General features: G+C 49.7%; 26 protein-coding genes and 2 pseudogenes. 17 read left to right on the forward strand and 11 right to left on the reverse strand.

What is annotated here, in order from left to right; all coding sequences use genetic code 11:
* A pseudogene (locus BST81_RS28765) lies at nucleotides 1–115 on the forward strand (IS630 family transposase); the annotation flags it as partial.
* A gap of 992 nt (nucleotides 116–1,107) precedes the next feature.
* Nucleotides 1,108–1,770, forward strand: a complete 663-nt coding sequence (locus tag BST81_RS09050; RefSeq protein WP_253188179.1) for a WecB/TagA/CpsF family glycosyltransferase — start codon at nucleotides 1,108–1,110, stop codon at nucleotides 1,768–1,770.
* Between the two features lie 128 nt (nucleotides 1,771–1,898).
* Here BST81_RS09050 and BST81_RS09055 read toward each other — a convergent pair whose 3' ends face one another.
* Together BST81_RS09055 and BST81_RS09060 are read right to left on the reverse strand one after the other, a co-directional pair.
* Nucleotides 1,899–4,100 (reverse strand): polysaccharide biosynthesis tyrosine autokinase, encoded by a 2,202-nt coding sequence (locus tag BST81_RS09055; protein ID WP_075598230.1) that lies wholly within the window; start codon nucleotides 4,098–4,100, stop codon nucleotides 1,899–1,901.
* A gap of 61 nt (nucleotides 4,101–4,161) precedes the next feature.
* A complete protein-coding gene (locus BST81_RS09060) occupies nucleotides 4,162–5,667 on the reverse strand; it encodes an SLBB domain-containing protein (protein WP_083636749.1) in 1,506 nt (501 codons plus the stop codon).
* A 299-nt stretch (nucleotides 5,668–5,966) separates the two neighbouring features.
* Between BST81_RS09060 and BST81_RS09065 the strand changes: the two genes are divergently transcribed.
* Together BST81_RS09065 and BST81_RS09070 are read left to right on the forward strand one after the other, a co-directional pair.
* Nucleotides 5,967–7,724: a protein kinase gene (locus BST81_RS09065; protein WP_075598231.1), complete on the forward strand. Its 1,758-nt coding sequence runs from the start codon at nucleotides 5,967–5,969 to the stop codon at nucleotides 7,722–7,724.
* Nucleotides 7,724–8,383 (forward strand): 4'-phosphopantetheinyl transferase superfamily protein, encoded by a 660-nt coding sequence (locus BST81_RS09070; RefSeq protein WP_075598232.1) that lies wholly within the window; start codon nucleotides 7,724–7,726, stop codon nucleotides 8,381–8,383. Before BST81_RS09065 ends, BST81_RS09070 begins: the two co-directional genes overlap by 1 nt.
* Here BST81_RS09070 and BST81_RS09075 read toward each other — a convergent pair.
* The 3 genes from BST81_RS09075 to BST81_RS09085 form a co-directional block, all read right to left on the reverse strand.
* Nucleotides 8,376–9,224 (reverse strand): alpha/beta fold hydrolase, encoded by an 849-nt coding sequence (locus tag BST81_RS09075; protein ID WP_075598233.1) that lies wholly within the window; start codon nucleotides 9,222–9,224, stop codon nucleotides 8,376–8,378. The two genes, BST81_RS09070 and BST81_RS09075, sit on opposite strands and share 8 nt — an antisense overlap.
* Nucleotides 9,225–9,405: 181 nt before the next feature.
* Entirely contained in the window at nucleotides 9,406–9,912 is a 507-nt protein-coding gene (locus tag BST81_RS09080; RefSeq protein ID WP_075598234.1) for a hypothetical protein, read from the reverse strand.
* Nucleotides 9,913–10,038: 126 nt separating this feature from the next.
* Nucleotides 10,039–10,257, reverse strand: coding sequence for a hypothetical protein (locus BST81_RS09085; RefSeq protein ID WP_075598235.1), 219 nt, complete (start codon nucleotides 10,255–10,257; stop codon nucleotides 10,039–10,041).
* A 136-nt stretch (nucleotides 10,258–10,393) separates the two neighbouring features.
* Here BST81_RS09085 and BST81_RS09090 point away from each other — a divergent pair, with 136 nt between their 5' ends.
* From BST81_RS09090 to BST81_RS09100, 3 genes and pseudogenes are all read left to right on the forward strand, one after another.
* On the forward strand, nucleotides 10,394–11,458 hold the full coding sequence (locus BST81_RS09090) for a PDDEXK nuclease domain-containing protein (protein WP_075598236.1): 1,065 nt from the start codon (nucleotides 10,394–10,396) through the stop codon (nucleotides 11,456–11,458).
* A gap of 78 nt (nucleotides 11,459–11,536) precedes the next feature.
* Nucleotides 11,537–11,743: pseudogene (locus tag BST81_RS26970) on the forward strand (hypothetical protein); the annotation flags it as partial.
* Nucleotides 11,744–12,036: 293 nt separating this feature from the next.
* Nucleotides 12,037–13,038, forward strand: coding sequence for a tyrosine-type recombinase/integrase (locus tag BST81_RS09100; protein WP_075598237.1), 1,002 nt, complete (start codon nucleotides 12,037–12,039; stop codon nucleotides 13,036–13,038).
* Between the two features lie 11 nt (nucleotides 13,039–13,049).
* Here BST81_RS09100 and BST81_RS09105 read toward each other — a convergent pair whose 3' ends face one another.
* Nucleotides 13,050–13,445 carry a hypothetical protein gene (locus BST81_RS09105; RefSeq protein WP_075598238.1) on the reverse strand — a complete coding sequence of 132 codons (396 nt, stop codon included), beginning with the start codon at nucleotides 13,443–13,445 and terminating at the stop codon, nucleotides 13,050–13,052.
* Between the two features lie 11 nt (nucleotides 13,446–13,456).
* Complete coding sequence (locus tag BST81_RS09110) at nucleotides 13,457–14,641, reverse strand: hypothetical protein (protein ID WP_075598239.1); 1,185 nt, start codon at nucleotides 14,639–14,641, stop codon at nucleotides 13,457–13,459.
* Between the two features lie 537 nt (nucleotides 14,642–15,178).
* Here BST81_RS09110 and BST81_RS09115 point away from each other — a divergent pair.
* The 3 genes from BST81_RS09115 (at nucleotide 15,179) to BST81_RS09130 (ending at nucleotide 18,256) form a co-directional block, all read left to right on the forward strand.
* Nucleotides 15,179–16,021 carry a ParA family protein gene (locus tag BST81_RS09115; RefSeq protein WP_075598240.1) on the forward strand — a complete coding sequence of 281 codons (843 nt, stop codon included), beginning with the start codon at nucleotides 15,179–15,181 and terminating at the stop codon, nucleotides 16,019–16,021.
* 218 nt (nucleotides 16,022–16,239) lie between these two features.
* Nucleotides 16,240–16,776: a hypothetical protein gene (locus BST81_RS09125; protein WP_075598242.1), complete on the forward strand. Its 537-nt coding sequence runs from the start codon at nucleotides 16,240–16,242 to the stop codon at nucleotides 16,774–16,776.
* Nucleotides 16,777–16,897: 121 nt separating this feature from the next.
* The gene (locus tag BST81_RS09130; RefSeq protein ID WP_075598243.1) at nucleotides 16,898–18,256 is read left to right on the forward strand and encodes an 8-oxoguanine deaminase; all 1,359 of its coding nucleotides are present in this window, start codon (nucleotides 16,898–16,900) and stop codon (nucleotides 18,254–18,256) included.
* On the opposite strand, the gene BST81_RS09135 is transcribed toward BST81_RS09130, so the two are convergent.
* The 3 genes from BST81_RS09135 to BST81_RS27990 all read right to left on the reverse strand — a co-directional run bounded on the left by BST81_RS09135 (nucleotide 18,253) and on the right by BST81_RS27990 (nucleotide 21,583).
* A complete protein-coding gene (locus BST81_RS09135) occupies nucleotides 18,253–19,704 on the reverse strand; it encodes a glutathione S-transferase family protein (protein ID WP_363079701.1) in 1,452 nt (483 codons plus the stop codon). The two genes, BST81_RS09130 and BST81_RS09135, sit on opposite strands and share 4 nt — an antisense overlap.
* Before the next feature lies 1 nt (nucleotide 19,705).
* Nucleotides 19,706–20,872, reverse strand: coding sequence for an MFS transporter (locus BST81_RS09140; RefSeq protein WP_075598244.1), 1,167 nt, complete (start codon nucleotides 20,870–20,872; stop codon nucleotides 19,706–19,708).
* A 447-nt stretch (nucleotides 20,873–21,319) separates the two neighbouring features.
* On the reverse strand, nucleotides 21,320–21,583 hold the full coding sequence (locus BST81_RS27990) for a hypothetical protein (RefSeq protein WP_171974707.1): 264 nt from the start codon (nucleotides 21,581–21,583) through the stop codon (nucleotides 21,320–21,322).
* A gap of 366 nt (nucleotides 21,584–21,949) precedes the next feature.
* On the opposite strand from BST81_RS27990, the gene BST81_RS09145 reads away from it, so the two are divergent.
* The 6 genes from BST81_RS09145 to BST81_RS28435 all read left to right on the forward strand — a co-directional run bounded on the left by BST81_RS09145 (nucleotide 21,950) and on the right by BST81_RS28435 (nucleotide 26,420).
* A complete protein-coding gene (locus BST81_RS09145; protein ID WP_075598245.1) occupies nucleotides 21,950–22,681 on the forward strand; it encodes an Abi-alpha family protein in 732 nt (243 codons plus the stop codon).
* A gap of 457 nt (nucleotides 22,682–23,138) precedes the next feature.
* Nucleotides 23,139–24,332, forward strand: coding sequence for a HEAT repeat domain-containing protein (locus tag BST81_RS09155; RefSeq protein ID WP_075598246.1), 1,194 nt, complete (start codon nucleotides 23,139–23,141; stop codon nucleotides 24,330–24,332).
* 349 nt (nucleotides 24,333–24,681) lie between these two features.
* A complete protein-coding gene (locus tag BST81_RS28430; RefSeq protein WP_216351274.1) occupies nucleotides 24,682–24,855 on the forward strand; it encodes a hypothetical protein in 174 nt (57 codons plus the stop codon).
* Nucleotides 24,856–24,998: 143 nt separating this feature from the next.
* Nucleotides 24,999–25,496 (forward strand): transposase, encoded by a 498-nt coding sequence (locus tag BST81_RS09165; protein ID WP_216351275.1) that lies wholly within the window; start codon nucleotides 24,999–25,001, stop codon nucleotides 25,494–25,496.
* A gap of 282 nt (nucleotides 25,497–25,778) precedes the next feature.
* Complete coding sequence (locus BST81_RS09170) at nucleotides 25,779–26,018, forward strand: hypothetical protein (RefSeq protein WP_075598249.1); 240 nt, start codon at nucleotides 25,779–25,781, stop codon at nucleotides 26,016–26,018.
* 87 nt (nucleotides 26,019–26,105) lie between these two features.
* Nucleotides 26,106–26,420: a hypothetical protein gene (locus BST81_RS28435; protein ID WP_075598250.1), complete on the forward strand. Its 315-nt coding sequence runs from the start codon at nucleotides 26,106–26,108 to the stop codon at nucleotides 26,418–26,420.
* Here the strand turns inward: BST81_RS28435 and BST81_RS09180 are convergent.
* A complete protein-coding gene (locus BST81_RS09180; RefSeq protein ID WP_083636751.1) occupies nucleotides 26,398–26,679 on the reverse strand; it encodes an SDR family oxidoreductase in 282 nt (93 codons plus the stop codon). The genes BST81_RS28435 and BST81_RS09180 overlap by 23 nt on opposite strands.
* A 4-nt stretch (nucleotides 26,680–26,683) precedes the next feature.
* On the opposite strand from BST81_RS09180, the gene BST81_RS27420 reads away from it, so the two are divergent.
* Nucleotides 26,684–26,885 (forward strand): helix-turn-helix domain-containing protein (locus BST81_RS27420; protein WP_171974708.1); only part of this gene is annotated, 202 nt, incomplete at its 3' end.

Here is a 26,885-nt window from a genome sequence, read left to right on the forward strand (position 1 = left end):
AGATAATGGCTCTGCCCATACCAGTCGTCTGGCTCAGCAACAATGGCTCAAGTGGCAAGCCCAAGGATTGTTCCTCTTCTGGTTGCCACCCTACTGTTCTGAGATGAATCGGATCGAGGAGCAGTGGCATCAACTCAAAACCCATGAAATTGCTGGGCGGATGTTTGAGCATGAAGTTGATTTAGCCGATGCGATCATCGAGGGAATGCAAGCTCGTAGTAGTAGGGGCAATTACTCCCTGGAACGTTTTATATTTAATTCCTCCTGACTACTTACTGTCTTGAGATATATAAAGTTTAATCTGAATTTTACACTGTTAGTGGATGCAACTCAAAATTTGTCTAAAGATTTTAGGGATGTGCTAAAATAAGCGCTTTTGCTTGAGACAAAGGTCTGATTCCTTTTTCAACCAGTTCAATCCCCTTCCGGACATATCCAGTTGTTATTTCGGCACTACCGGATCAGTAAATACGTAGTAATACTGAATTCAATGAGTTGGCATCGGGCAAAATTAATTCAATCCACCACTAAAAGATAGCGACAAAATCCTCACCAAGATAGCGACAAAATCCCCACCCGTCTTCATCTGAAGTTAAACAGGGCAGATAACTCCGTTGCAATTCGTGGCTGTCCTCACAATTCGATAAAATACTGAAAGTTTTTTGAAGAAATGATGAAGTTGAAAGTCTCAAACTATACTTTTGTAGTCGGTTTTGATACATTCTAGGTTCATAGCCGACTTCTCACTTTCAAGAGCAGCTTGGTCTTTGATGTGTTGCTTAGTGGGTTTCTCGTATGGACTCACGGCAGAGCTTACTCTGAGAAAGCTCTTCTTCACATTCTCCCTGAGTGATGATTTTCTAGAGTAGATTAGCGGCTTGACCACTTTTGGCTAATTTTGTAGCTACTTTGTAGCTACTGATGTTGAGTTACGGTGTGTCGTGTGTTAGGGCATAGGTTATACCCATGGAGACTCCTCTCCCCCTTCAGACAGTAATTGGTTCCCCTGTTACTGCTTTACCCTTTAAATCTCAGATAGAAGTTCTTTTGGATTGGGCAAGAGCCCGCTCCAGTCGGGTAGTTTGTGTTGCGAATGTTCACATGCTCATGGAAGCAAAGTCTAATCCAAACTTTGCCTCTGTGCTTTTTAATGCTGACCTGGTAACACCAGATGGTATGCCTCTAGTTTGGATGATGCGACTATTGGGCATACACAATCAAGATCGTGTTGCAGGAATGGATATCTTTACATCACTCTGTGAGCATGCTCCTAAGCGCAATATTAGTATTTTTCTGTTGGGTTCCCACGAAACAATTCTGTCCCGCATGCAGCAAAGACTTCAATCGGAGTTTCCCGATCTTAAAATTGCTGGAGCAGAGCCATTACCCTTTCGACCTTTGACGCCAGAAGAAAATGAGCAGGTTCGAGAGAAAATTCATGCCAGTGGGGCAGGTCTGGTGATGGTTTCTTTAGGGTGTCCTAAGCAGGAACTGTGGATGACTGAGCAACAAGGCAAGCTGAATGCAGTCATGATCGGCATAGGAGCAGTCTTCCCAATTTACGCAGGGATTCATAAGCGTGCTCCCTATTGGGTTAGGGACTTAGGATTTGAATGGCTCTATCGGCTGTTTCAAGAACCTCGTAGACTCTGGAAGCGTTATGCGGCAACAATTCCACCTTTCATTTATCTGGCTATCAAGCAAATCCTTAGCGTTTATCTAAAGTCGCCTGATGGTACGGAGAGGAAGAAGGCTGCCTGTCTGGATTAGCGACACAAGGGATAGTCGGAAAATGGCTATGTTAAGGATCAATTTTAAGCGCAGAATCTAAGAGCAGAATTTAGAATTTAAGGGCAGGGAGTCAGCATGTTACATCCCTGCTTTTTGATTTTAAGTTTTTATCGAAAAGCTCTTCGGCGGGATCCATATCCTATTGCTAATGCATCCTTAGAACCATTCGCGATCGCGCCCAACACTAATGTAGGTGGGATTTTAAGAATTTCCATAGCCTGCCCCACAATAGAACGACTACTCTTACCCAAGCCAATCACCAGAATCAAAGCATCCGTTCTGGCTGCAATCAAGGCAGTATCTGCCAGCCCAACCAGAGGAGGGGTGTCATAAATCACCAGATCGAAAGCCTCTTCCAGTTGTTCCATCAGACCTTTCATTTTTTGAGAAGAAAGGGTGCGAATCGGATCAGGCGGTAAATGACCGGCTGTTAGAACAAACAAATTCTCTTCCTGGGACGATCGTTGAATTACCTGTTGCCAATCCAGATTGTTGGTGATGAGATCGCTCAAACCCAACATGTTAGAGACACCCAAACGCTCATGCAGTTGGGGTCGATGAAGGTCTAAATCAACGAGGAGAACCTTCTGGGCCATACCCGCTGCTGCTTGAGAGAGATAGGTAGAAACAGTTGATTTGCCATCCTGAGTATCCGGTGAAGTGATGACTAATGAGCGAATTGGAACATCCGGACTCAACAAACGAATACTCGTGTAGATGGAGCGAAAGACTTCCATGGCAGAAGAACCTTTGTAAGCCTGAAAGAGTTCCTCTTCCAGCGTGGTTTTGCCATTATTAAACAGTTGGATCTTGCCTAACTGTTTTAGCCACTCCAATCGGGCCGGAGGACCGAGGTCTTCGTCCTTAGGAATCCAGGGGATGATGCCCAATAAGGGAAGCTTGGTCGCATTCTTCACGTCTTCTGGAGAATAAATCAGGCTATCCAGCCGATCGAGAACCAGTGCAATAGCAACACCCAGCAATAAGCCTAAAATACTCCCCAATAAGACGGCCCGCTTAGCATTGGTAGCCGAAGGTTTGGGTTTACCAGGGGGAGAAAGCAACTGCCATGGTGTCTGCTTTTGGCCAGCATCAATTCGCAGTGCTTCCCGTTTTGCCAGAAACTGATTCAGGTTATCTGTAGCGATTTTCAATTCATTTTGAATGTCAGTATATTGGCGAGATATGACAGAAAGTTGCTTAACTCTCAGATTGAGGAAATTCTCAGTGTCAGTCAGAGCCTGATTCCGAGCTTCAAGAGAGCGAATTCTACTGGCCAGCTCAGATTGAATTCTTTGCCCTTCCCGGCTCAGGAGTGGAACCAGATTGTCCCGTTGATCTCGCAAGACCTTGATATTATTGCTTTGATCCAGGTAAAGACTGGATTCTGTAGCGATCTGGCTATCAATTTCCAGCAGCTTATCCAATAGCTTTTGATAGCGAGGATAGGTGCTCAATTCAGAATCAACCACCGCTTCAGGGGGTAACTCTGCTAACTGCTGCTGAATATCAGTGAAGAGCGATCGTGCTTCATCCAATTTAACTTGAGTTTGAAGACGCTCCTGGGTAAAACTCCCCAATTGAGCGGATAATTGCTGGCCCTGGGCATCCGGGTCAACCAGATTATATTCTTGCCGAAATGTCTGGAGTTTTCCCTGTAAGTCCTGTACGCGGGTTTCTAACTGAGGAATCTGGGTATCAACGAACTTAATCCCCTGTCGAACATCGGCTAGCCGTTCTTCCAAACTGTAGTTGAGATAGGCATCCTTCAGAGCATTCAAAATATCCCTAACCTTGTTAGGGTCTGGATCTTGGTAGGCAACCTGTAAGATTTGTACCTCCGGAAGTGGCGTAACCAACAGACGCTCCAGCATGGAATCCAGCGTCAAAGTTGGATATTTTGGCTTCAATGTTTTAACAATAGGATCTAACAGTTTAGGGCTTCTTAAAAGCTTCAGGGTTGCCAGATCAACTCCCCTTTGTTGAGGTTCTTCTTTGCTCGTCAGGGTTTGGGGTAGGGAAGAAATCACCTGAGCCTCTACGGTGACTGGCCGGGTGAGGATTTCAAAACCTGCCTGATAGATGGGAACACTGGTCATGGCCTTCAACAGAGCAGCCGAGGTCACAACTGTTGCCACACCCAGAATAAGAGGAATCCTGCGTCGAAGACCAGCAACGACTTTGCCCAGTTCCAGGCCACCCTCGTCATCGTTCCCAGACCTGAATGAAGCGAGATCAGGCTGAGACAATAAACGAGGTGACTTACCCGTGTCCCTGGATATCAGAGTATGCTGCTGTTGTTCATCCATCTTGATTTCCCACCGGTCACTTACCCTTAATTACACTCTATTCGACTGCTCACCCTAAAGCTTAAAGCTCGCTAAAGATCCTGAAGAAATTAAAGATTGAGAAAAAGCTCCCGATCGGGTTCAGCACAGTCCCCAGCACATCAGAAAAACTCGTCAAAGCAGAAGGACTGACAATAATCACATCATCGTTACGCAAAGGGGGATTCAGCGTTTCATCCAGGCCCTGGGCAAAATCAAGTTTGATCGTTCGTCTTGATACAGTACCATCGGGATTCAGCCGAATCAAATCAACACTCCCTTGCTCCGATCGGTTAGTAAAGCCACCAGCAGCCAGAACTCCTTGGGTCAGGGGAATATTAGGTGGAACCTGAACTAGACCCGGACGCTTAACTTCACCGACAACATTCACCCGAATGGTGTCCGGAGAAAAGCTGGCCGCTGCGATCTGAGTGCTTTCCTGAGGGGTGATTGTCTTGGCCAGTGGGATCACGATCGTATCCCCCTCCTGCAAAATCACATCCTGTCGAATATCCCCTTCTTTCAACAGTTTCCAGAGATTGACCTCAATCGTTTGCTCTGTGCCTGTCTTCGTCAGTCGGATAATTTTAATCTGCTGAATATCCGCCATTGGCTTAATGCCACCCGCCACTTGAATTGCCCGTGTGATGGTTGGCGTTCGGTCATTCCCCCCTGTTCCACCAGGAACGCCAGCCGCCCCTGTTCTGGCTGTTCCCGTCACCGTGTAAGGACCAGGACGATAGACTTCTCCAACCACAGCAACATTAAGGGGTTGATTTTTATCCGGAGCAAAACTGGCTGCTGCGATCAATTTTGATTCTGTTAGATCGACCTGAGTTGCCGTCGGGATGTAGATCGTATCGCCGCTGCGGATGGTCAGATCTCGGCTCAAATCACCAGTTTGGAGAAAGTCCCATAAATTGATATCGATTACTTCATCGGGAGCATTACCCCGTGGCCGCCGAACCTGGACTCGACGCAGGTCCGCCGCCTGGGTAATGCCACCAGCAAGCTGAATTGCCTTGGTCAGGGTTGGCAATTGCGTTCCGGATTCGATCGGGATGGTGTAAGAGCCTGGACGATTCACCTCCCCAGCAATTCCCACCTTGACAGGGCCAGGAGCAAGCAAAATAACTGTGACATTGGGGTAACGCAGAAGGCTGGCATAGCGCTGGGAAATGGCATCGGCTGCTCCTAACAGGGTCAACCCTCGGACAAACACAGGCCCAATATCTGGCAGGTTCAGGGTCCCATCCACCAGAACCTGATTCTCTCCGCTATATTGAGGGACTTTGAAAACGTCAATTCGAACTCGATCGCCAGGTCCGAGGATGTAAGATTCTTCTCCCCGAGGACTAACGGCAGGAAAATTGGGCAAAGGGCTGCGATTCTGGTCAATACTCTGGTTCTGAGTTAATTTGATCCGATCGTCCACCTGCAGTGACATGGAATCACTCTGAAAGGAACTGGCCGCGACGTCCGGAACAAGGATGAGCCCCCCAACTAGAGATACCAGTAACCCTGTTGAGAAGGTAGAGAGTTGCAGCATAGGTTTCAGCGAGCGTAGGTAAGGCGTATACCGAAGAAGCAATAAATCAACAGGTCAGAAACTCCTGACAATTCAGGCTTCTGTAAAACAGGCAATATCAAATCTATCAAATTACCTGTAATATCCAGATTGCTCCAGAATCGTTATCTCCCCCTAACATATCAAGCTAGAATTAGGTTTAACCTGACCAATCCTTCCTCTACAAGGATTCTGGGAATCTGCCACCTTGCCATATTTTGGATATACAAGGTTCTTGATAGCTTTCATGTGTGCAAACCCTTTGGTCTATTTTAGCGATCATGAGTGACTTTCCGAATTTTTCTGAAAATGGCTACCAGGTTGAGAAAAAATTGGGTCACAATGCCGCTGGAGGTCGAGTTACCTACCTGGCAACAGCGCTGAGAACGCAGGAGCAGGTGGTTATTAAGCAGTTCCAGTTTGCCAAAGTGCAGAGCACCTGGACAGACTATAACGCCTATGAACAGGAAATCCAGGTTCTGCGTGAACTCAACCATCCTGGGATTCCCCGTTATTTAGATTCTTTCCCCACTGATAGTGGTTTTTGTATGGTTCAGGAATATAAGCCTGCGGTCTCATTAGGGGTACCCCGCAGCTTTAGTCCGGAGCAAATCCATCAGCTTGCGATTTCTGTTTTAGAGATCCTGGTTTATTTACAAAATCGCCTTCCCAGTGTCATCCACCGAGACATCAAGCCAGAAAACATTCTGGTTGGTCCACACATGGAGGTTTACCTGATCGATTTTGGATTTGCCCGCATTGGCCATGGGGAAGTCGGGATTAGTAGTGTGGTCAAAGGCACCTTGGGGTTTATGCCTCCCGAGCAACTGTTCAATCGCCAATTGACGGAAGCCTCTGACCTGTATGGTTTAGGGGTAACCCTAATTTGTCTGCTCACAGGTACAAAATCAACCGAAATCGGCCAGCTCATTGACATTAGCTACCGGGTCAACTTCAAACCACTGCTACCCAAGATCAGTGTCCGGTGGGCAAACTGGCTGGAAAAAATGGTAGAACCCAGAGTCAAGGACCGGTATCCTGATGCAGCAGCGGCTCTAGCAGCCCTGCCGGATGCGTCTATCTATCTACCAGAAGTGCGATTAAGTGAATCAAACCTGGAATTTCAGGCAGCTCGATCGGGGGAAATTTTGACCCAGATGCTGACGGTTTACAATCCGGCTCCTGGCATTGTGCTGGAGGGAGAGTGGGAAGTTGCGCCCCATACCAGTGACCCACCCCATACCCCCGCCACCCATGCCTGGATCAGGATTGATCCAGGCCAATTCACAGGCAACCGCACGGAGTGTCAAATCACCGTGGATACCAGTAAACTGATGTCGAATCAGCTCTACAATCGAACCCTTGCCCTGCACACCAATTCTCTCCCCAAAACCTATCCGGTTTCGATACAAGTTCGCACTGCTGCTATCCCTATTGCTGGTCGGCAACTGCCTTTCACAGTGCTGATTGTGCTGCTGTTGCTTTCTCTGGGTACAGCCTGGATTGCCACAGCCATGGTTGCTGAAGCTGGGACTTTGGCTCAGGCTCCGACTGTGATCAACTTTGGAGCCCTGGCAGGAGCAGCGGTGGGGCTGGAAGCAGCAGCCTGGGGGATGAATGCAGCAGGTCGGGCCGATGGGGCGATCGCGGCTTTGATGGCGGGTGTGGGCCTGGGAGTGATAGCAATGCTGATGGCCTTGAGTGGAACGCTGGTGGCCGCAGGACCAGCAGTGGTGATCAGTGCTACGATCGGATTGGCCTGTGGTTGCCTGAGTGGAATCGCCATGGGTTTTGCGGTGGAAAGCCTGTTGGACAGAGGGATGGAACGAACTTTTGCAACAGCCTTGGTACTCCTGACCACGACTTTTGCAACAGCCCTGGGTATTGGCTGGAAACTGGGAGAAAGAGGCCCCCTCCTGACCCTGGTCACCGTCGCTACTGGCCTGGCTTTTACTGCTGTGCTACTCCATTTTTTACTGCAACGAACCAAGCTGCAGGCCAACCAGCGGCAGGCCGAACGTCATTTAATTAGACCTTGATGCAGAGTCTACCCTCATCCTCTGAATTGAAGCATCACCTCCAAACCTGGTTTGGCAGCGATGTCGGTATTGGGATCAGCCAGATTTCAGGTGACTATCCCCTGTTTCCCGAAGAAGTAGCCTATATCCGCAATGCCGTCGCCAAGCGACAAGCTGAATTTGCAACCGGGCGCTGGTGTGCCCGAGAAGCACTGGCCACGATCGGGGTTGCGCCGCAACCTCTCCCAGTCAGCCCCTTGCTGGCCCCCTGCTGGCCAGAGGGCACGATCGGTTCCATCACCCACGATCGGGATATTTGTCTGGCCATTGCCCTACCTGCCATACGCCACACGGGTGTGGGTATCGATCTGCTGCATCCGGATCAGCAGGTTGGTGCTGATCTGGCCCCTCTGATCGTCAATGCCTGGGAACAGCAGCACATTCTGACGCTCAATGCTCACCCTACCACCCTGAGATCGCTGTTCAGCATCAAAGAATCTGTAGTCAAGGCTATTTCCAAGTCCGTAGGACGGTTTATGGATTTGCTCGAAATTACGATCGACCTCCAGGAAACGGAATTCGCCGCCTCCTGTAATGCGGTAGCCGGACAGATCCATGGCTGGCATGTCCAGGTTGCCCATACCCTCCTGACCGCAGCAATATTTGATGCAGTTAATTGAATTGACGGCGAAAAAACGGAATCAGGGCCTCACTCACCTTTTCATGCCAGTCTTCCTGGGCATAGTGGCCCACTTCATCCAGCAGGGTTATTTCTCCCTGTTTGAGGGCATTTGCCAGCTCCCGTGCGGCTTCGACGGGCAGCCAGGGATCCCGAATCCCCCAGACTATTAAAGTAGGCTGCTGCCAGTGAGGCCAGCCCGCCTCAAGGTCTGCCATCGTTTGTTTCAGTTGCAGGTTCTGGATGGTTGCCAGCAGTGCCCGCCCTGCATCGGAGCTTTTCAGAAAGGGGCGACGATACACATCCAGGTCGGCATCATCCACCTGATAAGGGCCACCCCCTTCCAGAGTCCGGTCTACCAGCAAGGGATCCTGGGTCAACACATCCCCAATCAAAGGCAGCCCCAACTGCTGGATTTTCCAGGGCAGTTTGGCCGTTGTGGACAGAGGCGTATTAACCATGGCCAACCGCTCTACCCGATCGGGGTAACGGAGGGCATACTGTAGCCCCACCGACCCCAGAAATCCCTGGGTGACCAGGAAAACCCGTTCCAACTGGAGCGCCTGGAGCAACTCAGTCAAGGCATGCAGAAAAGCCTCAGGGGTATAGGCAAAGTCTCGCCGATCGGGCTGGGCCGAAAAGCCAAACCCGATCCAATCGGGGGCAATGGTGCGGAACCCCTGTTCTGCCAGGGCTGTCATCACATGACGCCAGCTATAACTTTGGGAAGGTAGGCCATGCAGGAGCAGAACTGGCAGAGGCTTGGCCTCACCGATGGGGGTTGCTTCCCGATAAAACCACTGCAGCCCCCCAACCTCAATGACATGCTCTTCAGTTGCCACGGTTAAACCTTTCTTAAACTTAAGCTTTTTGTTAGCTTACCCTAGACGGGGCACAGGCAGCGAATTGGACTCTGTCCCTTGGTGACCTATGTGCAAACCCTGAGGCGGGGAGACGCAGCGCATAAATTCCGCGACCTCCGCACCTCGGCGGTTTATTCCCTATCTAGGGCTGTATTTAGGCTTAAGCAATCACCAGAGCTTCGACAAGGTTAGCACCCGCTTGAGCTGCAGCAGCCAGTTTTGCCAGATTCTGGGGTTGCATCACTTCCAGGTAACGGGCGGCGAGGGCAGGGGGCAGGAATTCCACCATCAACCGATTTTCCACCCAGAACTCAATCACTTCAAATAAGTCATCCCGATTGCAGCGCACGGCCCGCCACCCTTCACGCGCCGCAATGCACTTGATGTCTTTTTCACTGGTGTTGACAGAAACTGCAATATGGGTGTCAGTGTAACGGTGGGGATGGGGATGCAGCGAAAAGGTTGCTTCTGCCTCTGTTCCCAACCCAGGAAGAATTTGACTGCCCAGAGGATAAATTTCCAGCATCGTTCCATAGGAATCACCCGTTGCCACCAGATAGCTACCGGGATTGGGAGGGAAGGGGGCTACAAAACCCTGCATAACTTCCGCCAAGACTGTTGCAACCCGCAGGGGATCGATCGCCGAAATGGATACGTGATGAAGCATTGTGTGTGGTTCCTCGAACAATGAATGCTTTTGAAAACACCCATGACGCGATTGACCATTTCGTATACCCTGACGGGATATGCCCCAAAATCACCCACCTAGGGGACCACTCCTCACCCAGGAGAATTACCGAACAAATTGGTGTCGCTCCAACAGGGTTTCACCAAAGTCAGGCACCCAGGCTACCCAGCGTCCATCTGTCTCTTCGCAAAGCAACAATGCTTCATCAAAGCTGAAGAGTGATAATGGATCTCGTAACCGAACCCAGGTATTGGGTTGGGGAACAAATCCAACCGCATCCGAGGTCAGATTCAACAAAGCAGAGAGAGATGAGGCTGGAAACATATCCATAAATTCCAATGCAATTCTGTATTAAAAACTACAAAATTATCCCTCCAGCAGACAAGCGATCGTTTCAGAGCTTTACAATCCAGCCCAGATCCATGTTAGGCTCCTGAATTGATCATCACGCACTTAAACTATGGCAGTTCCCCTGCCCCTTTCAGCAGAATACAATGACTTCCTGCGCGGGTTGAAAGAGCGCATCCGCAAGGCCCAGAGTCAGGCAGTCCTGGCTGTGAATCGGGAACTGGTTCTGCTCTACTGGCAAATTGGTCAGGAAATACTGCATCGTCAGCGACAACAGGGATGGGGTGCTAAAGTGATTGATCAACTGGCCAAAGATCTGGGCCGAGAGTTTCCCGAGATGCAGGGCTTTTCATCCCGAAATCTCAAGTACATGCGGGCTTTTGCGGAAGCTTACCCTGATGCGGGAATTGTGCAAGCGGTCCTTGCACAAATCACCTGGTATCACAACATTGCCCTGTTAGAGAAGCTAAAAGCCCCAGAAGAACGGCTCTGGTACGCCTACAAAACAGCTGAGCAGGGGTGGAGCCGCAATGTCATGGTATTGCAAATAGAAAGTGAGTTATACCAAAGGCAAGGGGGGGCCATCACCAATTTCAGACAGGTTTTGCCTGCTCCCCAATCAGAACTGCTCCAGCAAATGATCAAAGATCCCTACAATTTTGCTTTCCTCACCCTGGAGCAGGATCGCCTGGAACGGACGATTGAAAAAGCCTTGATCGAGCACATTCGGGATTTTTTGTTAGAACTGGGGGTAGGTTTTGCCTTTATTGGCAGTCAGTATGTGCTGGAAGTGAGCGGCAGGGAATATCGTCTGGATTTGCTGTTTTATCATGTTCGACTTCACTGCTATGTTGTGATTGATTTGAAAACAGGAGAATTTGAACCTGCTTTCTCTGGGCAGATGAATTTCTATGTGGCGGCGGTAGATAATCTGTTGCGATCGTCCCAGGATGAGCCGACGATCGGCATCATTCTCTGCAAATCTAAGGATAAGACAATTGTGGAGTACGCCCTCCAGGGATTGCAAAAACCGATCGGGGTATCGACCTACCGATTAGGCAGTGAGTTACCTGAACAGTTGCAGACCATTTTGCCCACTGTAGCCCAATTGGAGGTGGAATTAAATACGGTGATTACAGATATTCCTGGAGAGCCCCATGCGGAATCCTCTGCTTAGAGACGGCAATTCTCATTATGGCGAAAAGCTGTTCAAGTCCTGGAAATGCCGGTATTGTAGGGACATCTGAAAGAGCTAATGGGTCCAGATCTGTTGAAGCAGCCAGGGTTGTTTAACGAAGTTGTGGATTCCTTTCGCCAAGTGCTGTCATCGTTACCGGACAAGCGCACTGGCAGGAATACTCCCTATGGGATGGAAGATGCGGCCTTAAGCGCGTTTAGCCTGTTCTTCACCCAAACTCCGCCGTTTCTAGTGTTTCGTCAGGAAAATTTTGACGGGTCGAAGACCCGCAAAATTTAACCCCAATCAACAGACGAGGATCCCGGTCAGCCAAGACTGGGGTCCTCGTCTTATGGAGATCGGTGAAGTTGGAATCAGGAACTGGAATACCTTTAGGCTCCTTCCCAGGAATTCCAGGGAAATTGCACCCAGGGACTTGCGAAGCTTGCCTGCTCAAACTATCGCTGGGCCTTGAGCCCTGGCATACAGAATGCAGTTAGCCAATAATAGTCCGATAATAATCCGATATAATAGAATAAATAATTCTTTTTTATTTAATACCCTTGCCCACCCACCCTATGGAAACCTCCCTGCCTGCTATTGTGGTTGTCCCATTGTCACGGGAGGGGAAACCGCACCCCCGCAGCCGTCAGATCCAGTCTGAGTCCCCAGACCTCCGCCAGGTCCAGGTCCAGGAATTTCTGCAGCGCCCTACCCTGGCTCCCAACAGCCGCCAGGTCTATGCACAGGAACTTAAGCGCTTTCTGGGCTGGACGGACCTGACCTGGAAAGATCTGAGAGGTCAGCACCTGACTCAGTACAAACAATTCCTGGAAGCAGCCACCAGTCAACGAGGTAAGCCCCTCTCCACAGCCAGCATCAACAAGGCGATCGCCACGCTAAAAAGTTTCTTCAAGTGGATGGTGGCCACCTATCCAGACCTGATGAGTACGAATCCAATCCAGCGGATAAAGCTGGAGCAGATTTCCCCAGCGCCAGTCCAGGGCCTCGCTCCAGAAGACCTGGCCCAGATCTGGGCCGCTCTGAATACCCTGGAGGATACCCAACAGCGAGACACCGTCCTGGTCCATTTACTCTGCCATGGCCTGCGGGCTGGGGAGTTAGTTCGCCTCAATGTGGGAGATTTTGATGGCAGACTATTGCACCTGACGGGTCCGCAACCTGCTGCGACCCGCCTGGTTCCCCTGCGGCAAGCAGCCCAGAGCACGGTCCAGGCTTATCTCGACCAACGGTGTGAGCAGGGAGAGACCTTGACCCCCGATCGGCCTCTCCTGCTCTCCCATGGCCAGGGACGGCAAGGGGATCGCCTGAGTTACCATGGCCTCTATTTTGCGATCGTCCGCCTGGGGCAACGGGCCGGAATTCCCGATCTGCACCCACACCAGTTCCGCCACACCTGTGCCCTAGAACTGCTGCACCAGGGGGTAGACCCGATGCAGGTCATGTATCTGACAGGCTACAAAAGCGAGAAAACCTTCCAGCGGTATCTGCCCCATCGGTCCGAGGCTGCGGTGACGGCCTTCTACAAGGCTATGGGGGAAGGGCAAGCGGATCAATAGTGCCAGACCCACTACTCATCCTCAAATAGGTAATTGGCATCCAGGGAATCCAAAAAGCTGCTTTCTGGTTCAGGGTCCGCCGGATTTGGCGTTGGTTGTCCGGCCATGGCGGCTAACGGGTCCGCCGAGATCATTGGACTCTGCCACTCCAATCCAAAGGTCTGGGCCAGGTGGAAACGGTGCCGTTCCAGCAATAGCATGCAGTCTCTGGCGACCTGGTGCACCACTTTCGGGTCTGCCCCGGCCTGTTCCAGGGCAAAGGGCAGATAGAAGGCGGTGATGGCTTCTGCCGCCATCGATCGGCCATCTCCCACCAGGTGCTGATTGCGAATCAGATAGGAAAAAACTTGATGCAATTGGGTCCCCTCTGCCGGGGCTAAGCGTAACTCCAATTTCTTTGCAGCCATAATAACGGGTTCTACAGAATCGCACTAAACTTTTCTATGACCTGATCGTCTGAGGGAGGACTCACCTTTGCTTTGCGGGCAACGGTCTGAGCTGGCTGTTGCTTCACCTTTAAGAGCAGGGTCTGCAACCCAACGAAGGCATCCAGCAAGCGGATTGTTAGGGAATCCTCTAGTTTCCCTTTGCACAACGGATCTGCCGCGAGGGCTTTGCTCAACTGCTTCTGCAGCCGATCGGCGAAGGAGAGGTGGTCGCTTAAGCCAAACTGCTCGAAAAAGGTCACCAGTTCTGCTTTAATCACAGGCAATGCCCCGCCAGCAGCCACAATCTCAAACTCTCCGCCCGGCAATGCCCCCTGCAAATGGTCAGCCACCATGCGCCAGTATTCGCCTCTGGCCTCTGCCACTGCCTGAATCGTGCTTCTGGGTTTAAGGGAGCCTTCAAACCGGTAAGTCTGTTTCCCTAGAGCCACGATTTCCACTAGCCCTTCTGTGGTCGGCTCGACAGACAGTTCCCGGGCCAGCACCTCCACAGCTTTGACAAAGCCAGGCCCGCTGCTGGTGGAGGATTCTAACTGCAATGTAGAACCGGCAAAGGTGAGCACACTCAGATTGCGGTGGCCAAACATGAGCGCCACGATCTTCAAAGAGCTGGCTGATTTATTTTGGGAGAGCAACTCAGCCCGCCGATCGCGCACCAGACCCATCCCTTCAATCTGGATATCAAGTCGGGTGAATTCTACCTGAAGGGGCCGTCCTCGAAAGCTGTACTGCCGAGCCTCCTGCTCCAGCAACTGGGCAAAGGACTCCCGATCGGCGTACTCTGCTACCGGCAGAGCAATGCCCAGGTTGCACTGAAACTGAGCTGGCAGGTTCAGGGTTTCCTGCAAAATCCCCAACACCCCCAGGACTCGCACCAACCCCTGTTCTGCTTTCCGTTGCTTGATGGCGCTGCTGCCATTCAGTTGTTCGGCCAGGGTACCCACGGCGATCCAGTCTTCTCCCTGCTGCACCCAAGCCAGGTCTTCTGGGGGAGCATCCGAGTTGGCATCCAGCAGGTTCTCCAATCGCTTGGCAGAAAGGGTGCAGAGTTTGGGCGACATCAGAAAGATGCGGGGTTGTTCCTCATGGAAATAGAGCACCTTGATCAGGGATGAGCCCAGATCAACGAAGAGAGAAAGAGGGGGGGAGGTCGGCATAGCGGCAGGTTGGATAAAATTGGATAGAATTGGATAAATGGGGGTTCTTTTAGGTCAATTTGACAATCATACTACTCTGAAGTCAAGACCTGGTTGGAAAAAGTTGGAAAGCCTCTGGGAAGCCTATCGAGGGTGGTGGCCTGGAAAAGTTGGCGAAAAATAGCTGAGACAATTCTAAATTATACCGGAGGTACAGGCAAGGCTTGTATCCCCGGTATAATTGTTGGTTGTATCAGAGATACAAGTCAGGGTTTAATCCCTGATTACACTCTCTGGGATGATTCTGCTCCCTAGCCCCTTTGGTGACCCTTCGTGAATGACTTAACTCATGTATTAAATAGTTTTGAGCTTTCTCCCTGAGCGATCGGAGGGAGAAAGCTCACCGTTGACAGCATGCATTTATCCCTTGTACAAGATAGGCTTGTATAGTCCGAAGTAGTACAATAGATACATGGGATATAAAAAACATTCCCTACATCACTTGTACAACCCTGATTTGTTCAGTAGGATTTGAAAGAGATTCTATCCAGGCTGGTCATGGCAAAACTTAAGGCTAAAGTTCCCCCCCCGGTTTTCCCTCCCGTGCTGACTTCCCTTTCCCTGGCAGGGGGGCAGGGAAAAACAACCCTTTCCCTTTTCATTGGGCGATTGGTAGCCCTGGAGGGACCTGTTCTTTTTGTAGATGCCGATCCACAACATTCCCTGACAACATTTTTAGGCGTCGATCCCGCCACTCGTCCCAATCTGCTGGATCTGTTGACGACTTCCCCCAAGCAGCTCTCCCTGCAGGATGCGATCCATCCCGTTCCCGATCACGAGAATCTATTTTTGATTCCCTCCAACTCTTCCTTAGAAACCGCCAATATCGCCCTGGCCAATTCCGGCTTGAGCCTGTTCTCGCTGCGCGATCGGTTAACTCAGGCCGATGAACTGCTAGAGGGTAAGCCCTTACTGAGTTCCTTCAAATTGGCGATCGTGGACCCCTGCCCAACTCAATCCCATCTGGCCTTGACCAGCTTGGGAGCTGGGACTCTCTGGATCATCCCAGCCGAGGCCAATGTCAAAGGCACGGAGTCCCTCATTACCACCCTGGAACTGATTGACAAGTATCAAACCAAGCTGGCAGACAGGCATTTACTGGGAGTCGTCCCATTTCGGGCCCGCTGGACTGGCCTGCATCCGACTCAAACCACCAAAGACAATATCGAAGTCATGCGGGAGGTGGTCGGGGAGGAAAACGTCCTGCCCCACATCCTCGATAGTGAGGTGTACAAGCGCGCGATCGATCAGCGTTGCCTCCCCCGAGACCTGAATAAACCGGATCTGGAATACCCTCTGGAAAAGCTCCTGGAACGCATCCGTCCTCACTTTACCTCTTGAACAAACTAGCTTTGTATACCTTGTGCAAGTCTAATTTGTACAGTAGATACAATTCTATCCTGTGCAATAGATAAAGTAATCCTTTTTCTGACCCAAGAGCCTTTACCAGTAAAGAAAAAATAAGAAACATTAATTGTACAAGCAAGCTTTGTATCACCCATACAGCTCTGACTTGTATCACTACTAATCCATATCAATAATCTGATCAAGGATTGCTTATGACCCCCTCTGACCCCAACTCAAATAGTGTGCTCCAGAGCATCCGGCAACGTCGCTCCAAGCCCCCGATCGTGTTGCCCGCACAGCCTGATCCCTTTTCAACCGCCCCTCTCCCTCTGAGTGTTCAGCCTGAGCCAACCCCTGCAGTAGATCCCCCACAGGTTTCATCCACTCCGACTGCCAACGCCACCTTCATGGCAGAGCAGGTCCAGCCGGAACGGGTATCCCTGCCAGAAGTTCCCCCCACCTTGAAAGATTTTCGAGTCCGGATAGAGCCGGACCTCTACGAACAGTTGCGGGAACTGTGTGACGAATATCGACTGGATAACTCGACCCTGGTCGAGAGCCTGTTTATGGTGGCCCAAGCTAATCCCCAGTTTCTGGAGCAGGTGATCAACACAGCCCTGGCCCACCAGGAAAAGCGGGATGAAGATGCCCGCCTGCGCTATGTCCATGGCCTCCTATCCAGAAATCATCCCGAGGAGGGCAAGAAACAACGCACGATGTCTACCCATTCCAAGCAACGGCGGCGTTAACAGGCCCATCCCTTACTCCAGAGCCTGCACGCCGCGCTAGCAGTTCCAGACTGTGAGCTTCAATACATCTGTGAACGCATTATTGCTGTAAATCAAACACATTGTTGCCTTTCGGAGTGCTATGCCTACGTTGCTCGTCAAAAATATCCGAACGCTGGTTACGATGGATGCCAACCGACGGGAAATTGGCCATGCAGCTCTACTAATTCGAGACAATATCATCGAGCAGGTAGGGACAACACTGGAGCTACCTCAAACAGCAGATGAGGTGCTTGATTTACAGGGACAGCACATGGTCCTGCCGGGGCTTGTCAATACCCACCATCACTTTTACCAAACCCTCACCCGTGCCATCCCCGCAGCGCAAAATTGTGACTTATTCAATTGGCTACAAACCCTTTACCCCATTTGGGCTAAGCTGACTCCAGAATCCATTTATGTCAGTGCCCAAATGGCTGCCGCTGAGTTGATCTTGTCAGGTTGTACAACGGCCAGCGATCACCTCTATCTCTATCCCAATGGGAGTACGCTAGATGATGAAATTCGAGCCATCCAGCAAATTGGGCTCCGCTTCCATGCGAGTCGTGGCAGCATGAGCCTGGGGCAAACCCAGGGCGGACTGCCTCCAGATAGCATCGTCGAGCAAGAAGCCGATATTTTGCAAGATAGCCAGCGGCTGATTGAGCAATATCATGACAATGCCCGCCATGCCATGCTCCGGATTACCCTTGCGCCCTGTTCCCCCTTTTCGGTATCACCAGATTTGATGCGGGAATCAGCCGCCCTGGCCCGATCGTATCCCGGCATCCGGCTCCACACCCACTTAGCAGAAAACAAGTCGGATGTGGACTACAGTTTAGCGACCTTTAATATGACCCCCGGTGATTATGTTGAATCGGTTGGCTGGTTGGGTGAAGATGTCTGGCATGCCCATTGTGTTCAGTTAGACGATCGGGCCATTCAAGCTTTTGGCAAAACGGGAACGGGGGTTGCCCATTGTCCCTGCAGTAACATGCGCCTCGCCAGCGGTATGGCTCCCATTCGCAAAATGCTCAATCACCAGGTCCCTGTAGGCTTAGGAGTAGATGGATCGGCTTCCAATGACACCTCCAACCTGATCAGCGAAGCCCGAACTGCTTTTCTGATGGCCCGAGTGCGGGAACTAGATGCCACCGCAATGACGGCGCGAGAGGCCTTGGAATTGGCCACGCTTGGCGGTGCAAAAGTGCTGGGCCGGGACGATATTGGCTCTCTGGCCCCTGGTATGGCCGCAGATTTTATTGCCATCAACCTCGATCGGCCTGAATTTGCAGGAGCCCTCCATGATCCGATCGCAGCCATGATTTTCTGCCAGGTCAATACGGTAGATTACAGCTTTATCAATGGCAGAAAAGTGGTCGATCGGGGGCAATTAACCACGCTCGAACTGGCAACATTGGTTGAAAAACACAATCACCTGGCTGCCCAGCTCATCGCCTAATCACTGGATTTTGGCCCAACCTCCTGCTTGAATGCAGGGCTGGCAAAGTTGGCCGGGTCCTGATCTCGCCGATGCTGCACCGGAATGGGTGGACCCTGCCTATCCCCGGCCAAGGCAGCAGTCTGCTCCAGGGCTTCCCGCAACCGCTTGGCCGCATAGATGGACATGTCTCGGGGGACGCTGATCCGATCGCGTAAATATCGCAGGGCTACATCAGACCCCGGCGGCGGCGTGCAGACCTCACCCGTGATCAGGTAGGTGAGGGCACAGCGCAGGGCTTCATCGAACAATCGATCGTCGGCAGGATTCACCCGAATCAGATTGGCTCGATGCTTGAGAACCCGATGCAATGCTTCCATCCGGGAGGTTTCCGGTTCCGGATAGGCAACATCCGGCAAGCCAAACCAGGGACCGTGATCCACCCGCGCCTGATTGAGCCGGGTCTGGGGTTCCCCATTTTCCCAGCACCCTCCCATCTGGGGTGGTAAGTCATGGGCATGGGTATGGAAATCACTTTGGGTCCCCCGGTAGGTGGGTCGGCTTTCCATGGCGGCAAACCAGGCGGCAAGCTGCGGATTTTCTTCCCTGAGGGCGTAGCCCTTGTAGTAGAACAGACTGGCATGCATACGTTCCACATAGGGGGTGAAGATGACATCGGCAGTGCCAAACTCTTCCAGGAAGTAGGGGCCTGGAGTACTGGCCAGCGCTGCTTCGACCCTGGTTACAACTTCTTGGAACTGCTCCCGACTACGTTGCTCCTGCGCCGGGGAGCCAGATGGATAGCAAAGCCAGGTACACCAGACTCGGAATAGCAGCCGCTCCAGTCGCCGCAGGGGTATCACGGTGGGGTCTTCCATCCCTGCTCCCAGTGGACCAAAAGCCCGTTCCAGAACCAGCAAAATGTCGTCGCTCTCTGTAGTCAGGCGGCCATCCAGTTCCAATGCCGGTAACATGCCCGATCGGACCTTGCGTTTGTACCAGTCTTCTTTCTCCCCGTAGCAAAACATGGTCACTTTTTCGATGCGGTAGGGGATCTGTTTCTCCTCCAGCCACAGCCAAACCTTCTGGCAGTAGGGGCACCAGGCATGGTGGTCGCGGTATAAAGTCACCCGGACATCCGCTTCGGAGCACCCAAACAAGCGTAACCGGGCCTGAGCATTGGTTGGGCCATTCACCGGATCCAATTCAAAGTCTGTTAGCGTTTCCAGTTGTGGCCAACTGCAGGGGGGAGTGGTCATAGCAGTGTAGGTCTTTAAGGGGCTCAAAGTTAATAGCTTACAGCAGTTTTCAATCGCTGCCTGTGATATCTGACCACAGGCATAGCAGACAAAATAAAACTCAGCATCGGCGGGGAAATCGGCTTCCGAAACTTTGGTCTCTGGACCTCGTGCAGTGATCATCATCTGGCCGTTGAAGGTGGCCTCTACCTGGCGATTTCTTGGTGTCAAATTATAGCGATCGCCACTGGCGCAAATACAGAACGGCTATGAAGGCAATGGCAATCAGGACCAGTCCTGTATAGTTGACTACGGCCCAACCCCAATCATTGAGCAAGCGGCCTGAGAGAAAAGTCATGAATGCCACAAAGCTGAGCATGAGAAAGTCATGGGTTGCTTGGGTTTTAGCCTGTTCCGTTGGATTGTAAGCCTCCGTGAGCAATGTAGAGGACCCAATAAACATAAAATTCCAGCCAATCCCCAGCAATAACAATGCCCCAAAAAAGTGCACTGCTTCCGTCCCAGCCAGATTGATCCCAATACACAAGCCATTCAGGAAGATCCCGATTAAGATCATCGTCAATACCCCAAACCGGGTAATCAGGTAGCCCGTAAACAGGGACGGTGTAAACATGCCCAACACATGCCACTGGATGACAGCAGCGGTGGTGTGAAAAGGATGATGAACGGCAGTCATGGCCAGGGGCGTTGCCGTCATCAACAGGACCATAACGCCATACCCAATCATGCTGCCCATTACTGCCACAATAAACACTGGCTGTTGCACGATCGTCCCTAATTCCCGTTTACTGTCCTGTTGGTTCTGTTGTAGCAATGGGGGGAGTTCAATCAGGCTGAGGATCAGCAGGGTAAGGAGTTGCAGCAGGGCGATCGTCCCTAATCCCCCTGTGAAGGTGACCGGCAGCAGATTTTTAGTCCAGGTAGCTAGGGCAGGGCCAAGGAAGGCAGCAAGGATGCCACCTGCGATGACAAAGGAAATGGCGCGAGAGCGGAAGGATTCGGTTGCCACATCTGCAGCCGCAAAGCGGTAGTAACTGACAAACCCGTTAAAAATGCCATACAGCAGCGTTGCCCCATTGAACAGGACAAAGCTGTGATCGAGGATGGCATAAGTTCCCAAAACTGCACCGCTCAAGCCCAACAATGCCCCCACCATGAAACCGAGCTTACGCCCCCACCACTTCAAAAGAAAGGCAGCAGGAATTGTGGTCAGCATCGTGGCCAGTTGCAGCAGTGCCAGGGGTAATGTGGCCAGAGACTTGTCTGTAGCCAGGCTAGCTCCGATCAGTGCGGCAATGGTAAACAGGACGATATTACCGGTGACAGCCAGAGCCTGACAGAGGACCAGCAAGAAGACGGTTTTTTTAACTGGAGTCATGGTGATGCTATCCAACGATCGATGAGCTTGATTCGGAATCTTGGGTCACCAGGGGCGATTCAAGCCCTAATTGCCAATGTCCCGGAGCTTCTAATCTACCGGATCATGCAGGGCAGCATACGGGATGATGATCGAGAGTAAGCCCAATTCCGGCAGTTCGTGAATTTCTAAGGGAGGGGAAGCCAGCACTCTTCCTGCGACAGGTCCGATCACTCCCTAGTTTCTGCGGGGACACTTTGTGAACGACTCCGTTCAGGGAGTTTGAGTGACTTCCAACCTACGCCCATTTTGCATCGCTCTCCATTCGAATGGTTTCAATGCTCGAAGCATTGTTGATCAAGCAGATTTAAACGCAGGGGCTGCACATTTGAATGTTCTCTATGCTTAAAGCATTGTCCATAGAGCTTATTCGAATGCATGGGTTGCACATTTGAATGTTCTTTATGCTTAAAGCATTGTCCATAGAACGCATTCAAATGCATGGACTAACAGTTTGAATGCAGCGTCATCCGTTACATTGAGATCGGTAGTGGAAAAGAATGAGATCGTATCTCCATTTGCCTGCACCCGATGCAGTTGTGCCGTTGCAGCTAGCCATGCGATTGATGTTGAGGTCGATCGCACTTGTTTAAGCAGCATTGTCTGGGCCTGGGAGAGGGGGCGATCGGGGCTCATTAAGTCTTTGAGTGCCAGGGTGCTCAGGCTCAGCAATAACTTGAAATTATTTCCCTAGTATAGAAATATAAAAATACGCGGAGCTTTGCTGTAGATCCAGCTATCTGGGGTGGATCTACAGCAGAGTATTCGTTGATTCACCCAATACGGATGGATCTACAGAAATACTCTGTACAATAAATTGTTAGCTGGCTCTATGTCGAGTTTTTGCACCCGTGGTTCGAGGTTGTGTATCAGTCCGAAAGCACCCAAGAGGTTGTTGGGGAAGACGGCAGCGAGGGACGATAGGTGATGTAGTGTTATCAGAAATGCAGGTTCGGGATCTCCGGAACTAATTGAAGAATTGTTATGCTGAGGTAACTGTAAATTAGAGTAATTTTGGAAAGGAGTTTTACTGAATTGATGACTGAAGAAATCAAAAGTGGATTGGGTTCAGCAGTCGGTGAAATTGTTAAAGCTGTAGCAGTCCCTCCAGCCAAAATTATAGGTTCCTGGTTAGGAGAGATCCTTTCAATTAATTACTCTCAATGGAGAGTTAAGCAAGCAGCCAAAGTAGTAGAGGGTGCTGGAGAAATTCTTGCAGAACTAGGCTTAGAGCCAACAGTTTGTAAGCCTAAAGTATTGTTGCCATTAATTGAGCAAGCTTCTTTAGAAGATGATGAAGATTTAACTAGAAAGTGGATGGGGCTTTTAGCCTCTTCTGTAACTGGAGATTCTATACATCCGAGTTATCCCAAAATCCTCTCTGAACTTGTTCAAAGCGAAGCCAAAGTAATTGATTATTTGTACTCCTTAGAGGTAGCCTTTGAAGCTCTTAAAGGAGACAAAACCACTGATGGAAGAGAGAAACGGCAGCAGGCTCTAAAACAATTTCGCCTAAAGCAACTTAAAGAATCTGTAGCCCTTAATGATGAAGTCTTTTCTCAGTCAATTGATAACTTGTTAAGGCTTAGGCTTTGCAACCATCCCGAAGAATATGAAGATTATGAGGTTGTAGTCGATACATCTTTAGATAGTGATGAATTGGATGTACGTACTGAATCAATCACAAATAACTTTACTGACACTGGAGCTATTCGGCTTACAAATTTAGGGAAGAGTTTTGTGAAAGCCTGTCGTGGTCCCCAGTCTTAACACAACCTGGTTATCCTGGCACTGCCAGCTAACACTTCACGGCAGCGGACGGTCGAAAGCTGCTGGTGCTTAGTTCAAGGGTATCTACCGCCGCTGCGTTTTGCCGTTAGGTTTCAGGGAAATAAACCTTGCCCATTTAAAAGAAAGATCTACTTCAGGAGGTTAGATTAATTTTGTTGTGTTCGAGCAAGGTTAAGATCTGGCAATAAAGCAGGCAATAGTGCCTTATTAACTCAATGGCGGCAAAAGCAAGAGCGACAAGTCTTAAAGTTATCAATCTGCGCTTGTATTTAAACAAAACAGTCATATTCAATTTCATGGAGATAAAAACTTGGCCAATTATTTATCTCGTAGTGGCATCCCACAATGGACACATCAGATTAATACATAAAGTCTTGAATGAGTGAGTGCTTGATTGGAGGATTTTTTTTGTGACAAATTTTAGTGAAGCAATAAAATGAACTGGCAAGAATACCAAGATGCTGTTGGCGAGCTTTATGCACAAATGGATAATATTGGAAATGTCCGCAAAAACATTACCTTGCCAGATAAAATCACGGGACAAGCTAGACAAATTGACGTTTGGTTAGAGTACGAGCTGAAAGGGCATACGATTAGTATTTTAATTGATGCAAAATATCGAAAAGAAAAATTAGATGTCAAAGATGTAGAAGAGGTTTTTGCGCTGGCGAATGCAGTTGGTGCAGATAAAAGTGTTATCGTTGCACTCAGCGGTTGGACTGAGCCAGCTCAGATTAAGGCTGAATCTATAGGCATGGATTTAAAGCTGTGGACGTTGGATCAAGCTTTGAATGCGACCGTTCCCAATAAGAAAGTAAAGTTTCTCTTATCACTCTTAGATAGTGAAGACGAACGTTACAAACATCAGGCAATTAATGACCTAGCTGAATTCGGAATTGATGCTAGCATTGCGATCCCTCAGTTAATTAAAATTTTAGAAGAAAAAGACAAGCAATTATCTAACTCTGCGTCAATTGCGCTATCGAAAATTGGTGTAAAATCTGTTGCTTCTCTGGCTAGTTTGCTTGATAGCAATGATCTTGATATTAAGAGAATAGCAGCAAGTACGCTTGAGCAAATAGGAGAACAAGCAAGGGAAGCGATCCCTCAACTTATTAAAGTGATTGAGGATAATGATTCTGATGAAGAAGTTCGTTGGTATGCAGTAATTACTATTGGGAAGATTGGTATACCAGCAAAAGGAGCGATACCAAGCCTAATCAAAGCTCTACAAGATCCTGAACCCGGCGTTCGAGCATGGTCACTTTACGCCTTAGGTCAAATGAGGGAATTTGCAAAAGATGCTGAATCAATCATTCTCGAATTGATACCGCAAGAACTTCCTAATGCAATAGGCAATAGCGTTTTCATGGCTGGAGTTGAGGCATTGGATGCGATTGGATTTGACATTGATGTAATTTCAGTTGCTAGTCCTGAAGATACAAGTGTTCAAACAGCTAGAGAATGGGTCGTTGCTATTAGGGAATCAAATTTTAGAGCTAAAGAATTAAAAAGAGAGCAGGCAAAGAACCAAGGCTCAATAATTTTAGAGTGGCGACGTCCCCTAAGTGTTGGTACTCCACCACAAAAAAGCTTAGAGCAATTTCGTAAAGCTCATGGAGAAACCTAACAATCGCCATGCAGCGGACTTGTGGGTATAGTTGGTGCTCAAATAGGGGTGTAGGTCGCCGCTGAAGGGGAACGTTAGCCTGCTTTTAATCTTGGCTAGGACGGTACTCCAAATTCTTTTGTCAGGCTTCTGAGGTTGCTGTTTTTGAAATTTGTGAGGTTTAATAAAGAGAGTCAACAAAGTAAAGATGAACGTTTATCAGAAATCCTTCAAGCTAATTCTGGCAGGCAATACCAACGTGCCTGCAATGATAAACGCTATCATTAGGGCTACTCTACAAGCTCGAACTCTATCACTTTTGAAAAGGCGAGTTCAACAAGATGGAGAATGACTAGTACGATATGCAGCGGTGCGAGGAATATCTGATAAGTTTCCAACTGCACCAGGCATTTTTGAGTTGCTCTGTGAAGTCGTGGAAACTGATCCATTCGTGCAGCAGCACTTTCACGATCTCCATAGTCCTCGATTTTGCGCTCTGAAAGCTCTCCTCACCCACTATCCCACCCATACCAAAACGATCTAGCTGTTGCGCGATCGCGCCCTCAATGATCCGGACGAACAACTGCGGCAATGGGCATAGGAGCAATTGCAAAAGATGGAAAAGCATCAAGATTAATACAAACGCGAGCGAGACGCTCGCACTGGTGGGGGGATGAATGGAATGGAATGATGATTGGTGATGGTTTGAGGGAAATATATGATTTGAATTCTGTAGGTTTTATGACCCCACCCATCTATTTTGTTACCTTTTGTACCTGGGAGCGTCTGGAGTTAAATCTTGCAGCGCGGCAAGTTGTGATGGAGGCTTGTCAGTATTTTCATGGAGAAAGGTACGTTATTTTTGCAGGTGTTGTGATGCCCGATCACGTTCATCTGCTGATTCAGCCGTGGCTGAAAAATTCAGGAAAATGCTGGACAATTGGCAGTATTTTGCACAGTATCAAAGGATTTAGTAGCAAGCAGATTCCGTCGGTGATGCCCCATATCGGTAAGGTATGGCAAGATGGTCGCCATGAACGGAGGATTTCCGGCGATCGCCAGTTTCAAGCCACGCTGAACTACATTCATCAAAATCCTGTAGCATCAGGTATTGTCAGTTCTTCGGAGTTTTATCCGTATCTCTGGAGCGATCCTTCCAGTGCGAGCGTCCCGCTCGCGTTCTAGCAACAAGCAATCAATCTAGTTAATTAGATTCGGAGAAAAACCCCATGACAGATTCCACCTCAACCCTGAATGGTGCTCAACTTCAGATCTATGAAAGACAGCAATTAGACGAAGTTTTTTCTAGAGCTAAACAAAACTGGAAAGGGTAGGAGATCTCCCGTCCCAAAATCCTGGAGTTATTGTATGGCAAAGCCATCAATGATCCTGATGACCAACTGCGAGAATGGGCACAGGAACAGTTAAAAATACACGATGCAAAAATAAAAATGGGGGTAAGTTCCAATGGCTGAGAATACTGTGAAAGTAGATATTTCATTTCAATCATTGTTGCAAGCAATTTCATCACTAGGCGTTGCTGAAAAACATCAACTTTTGGAACTTTTGGAAGCGGAATTATTCCCCGATGATGAAGATTCGACCGAGGACATTGCTGAGATTCAATCTGCCCGTGCTGACTACACAGCAGGGGATTACATGACCTTTGATGAATATAGGGCGAAACGGGCAGAGCGATCGGCATGACCTACACCATCAACCACTACAAACCACTGATCCTGCTTTGTACAGCAAACTTATAGCAGCGAAGGCAGCAAGGCAGCAGATAGGATCGTGATCGTTCGCTATCAAGCCGATGCCGATTTAAACCAGGCAATTGTCACAGGGGTTCTACGACGAGAACCAACAATTGACTTTCAAACTGCCTTTGCCGCTGGATTTGAGGGTGTTAAAGATCTAGAAGTATTAGCGATTGCTGCACAGCAGGGACGTATTCTTGTCAGCGGACGGTTAAGAGTAACTGGCGCTGAGTTCGAGGTTATCTGCCGCCCCGCTGATTTGAGCCGTTATGCTGCAAGTCCTCAGCGGGGACAAATATTTGAGGATTGCCTATTGGTATTCAGCATCAGGTGTTACGTCCAGCCATAACTCCACCATCTACGTTCCATGTAGCTCCAGTTACCCAAGAAGCTTGATCAGAAAGTAAAAAAGTCACAGCCCCCGCAACATCAGTCGGTTTTCCAACTCGCCCAATTGGATGAAAGCTATTGAAGCCTTGTAGCGTTGTGTGAATTTCCTCTGGTTTGATAAAAGCCTCATAGATAGGTGTTTCCACTACTGCTGGAGCAACGGCATTAACACGAATTTGATACTGCGCTAAGTAGGTCGGAGGGATAAAGTATAAGATAGATTTGGCCCTCTACTGGTTGTCTCTAGTGCCTGCCCCCTTACGAATCAAACTGAGTGACGAGGAAGACCGCACCCTGGCTGAACTGAGATTAGCCACGACCGTGCCGCAACGAACCCGAGACCGTGCCCATATGCTGCGGCTGAATGCGCAAGGATGGACCGCCCCGGCAATCGCCGAGGTCTTTGAGTGCCATGAACATACGG

Source organism: Leptolyngbya sp. 'hensonii', from assembly GCF_001939115.1.
Classification (GTDB): Bacteria; Cyanobacteriota; Cyanobacteriia.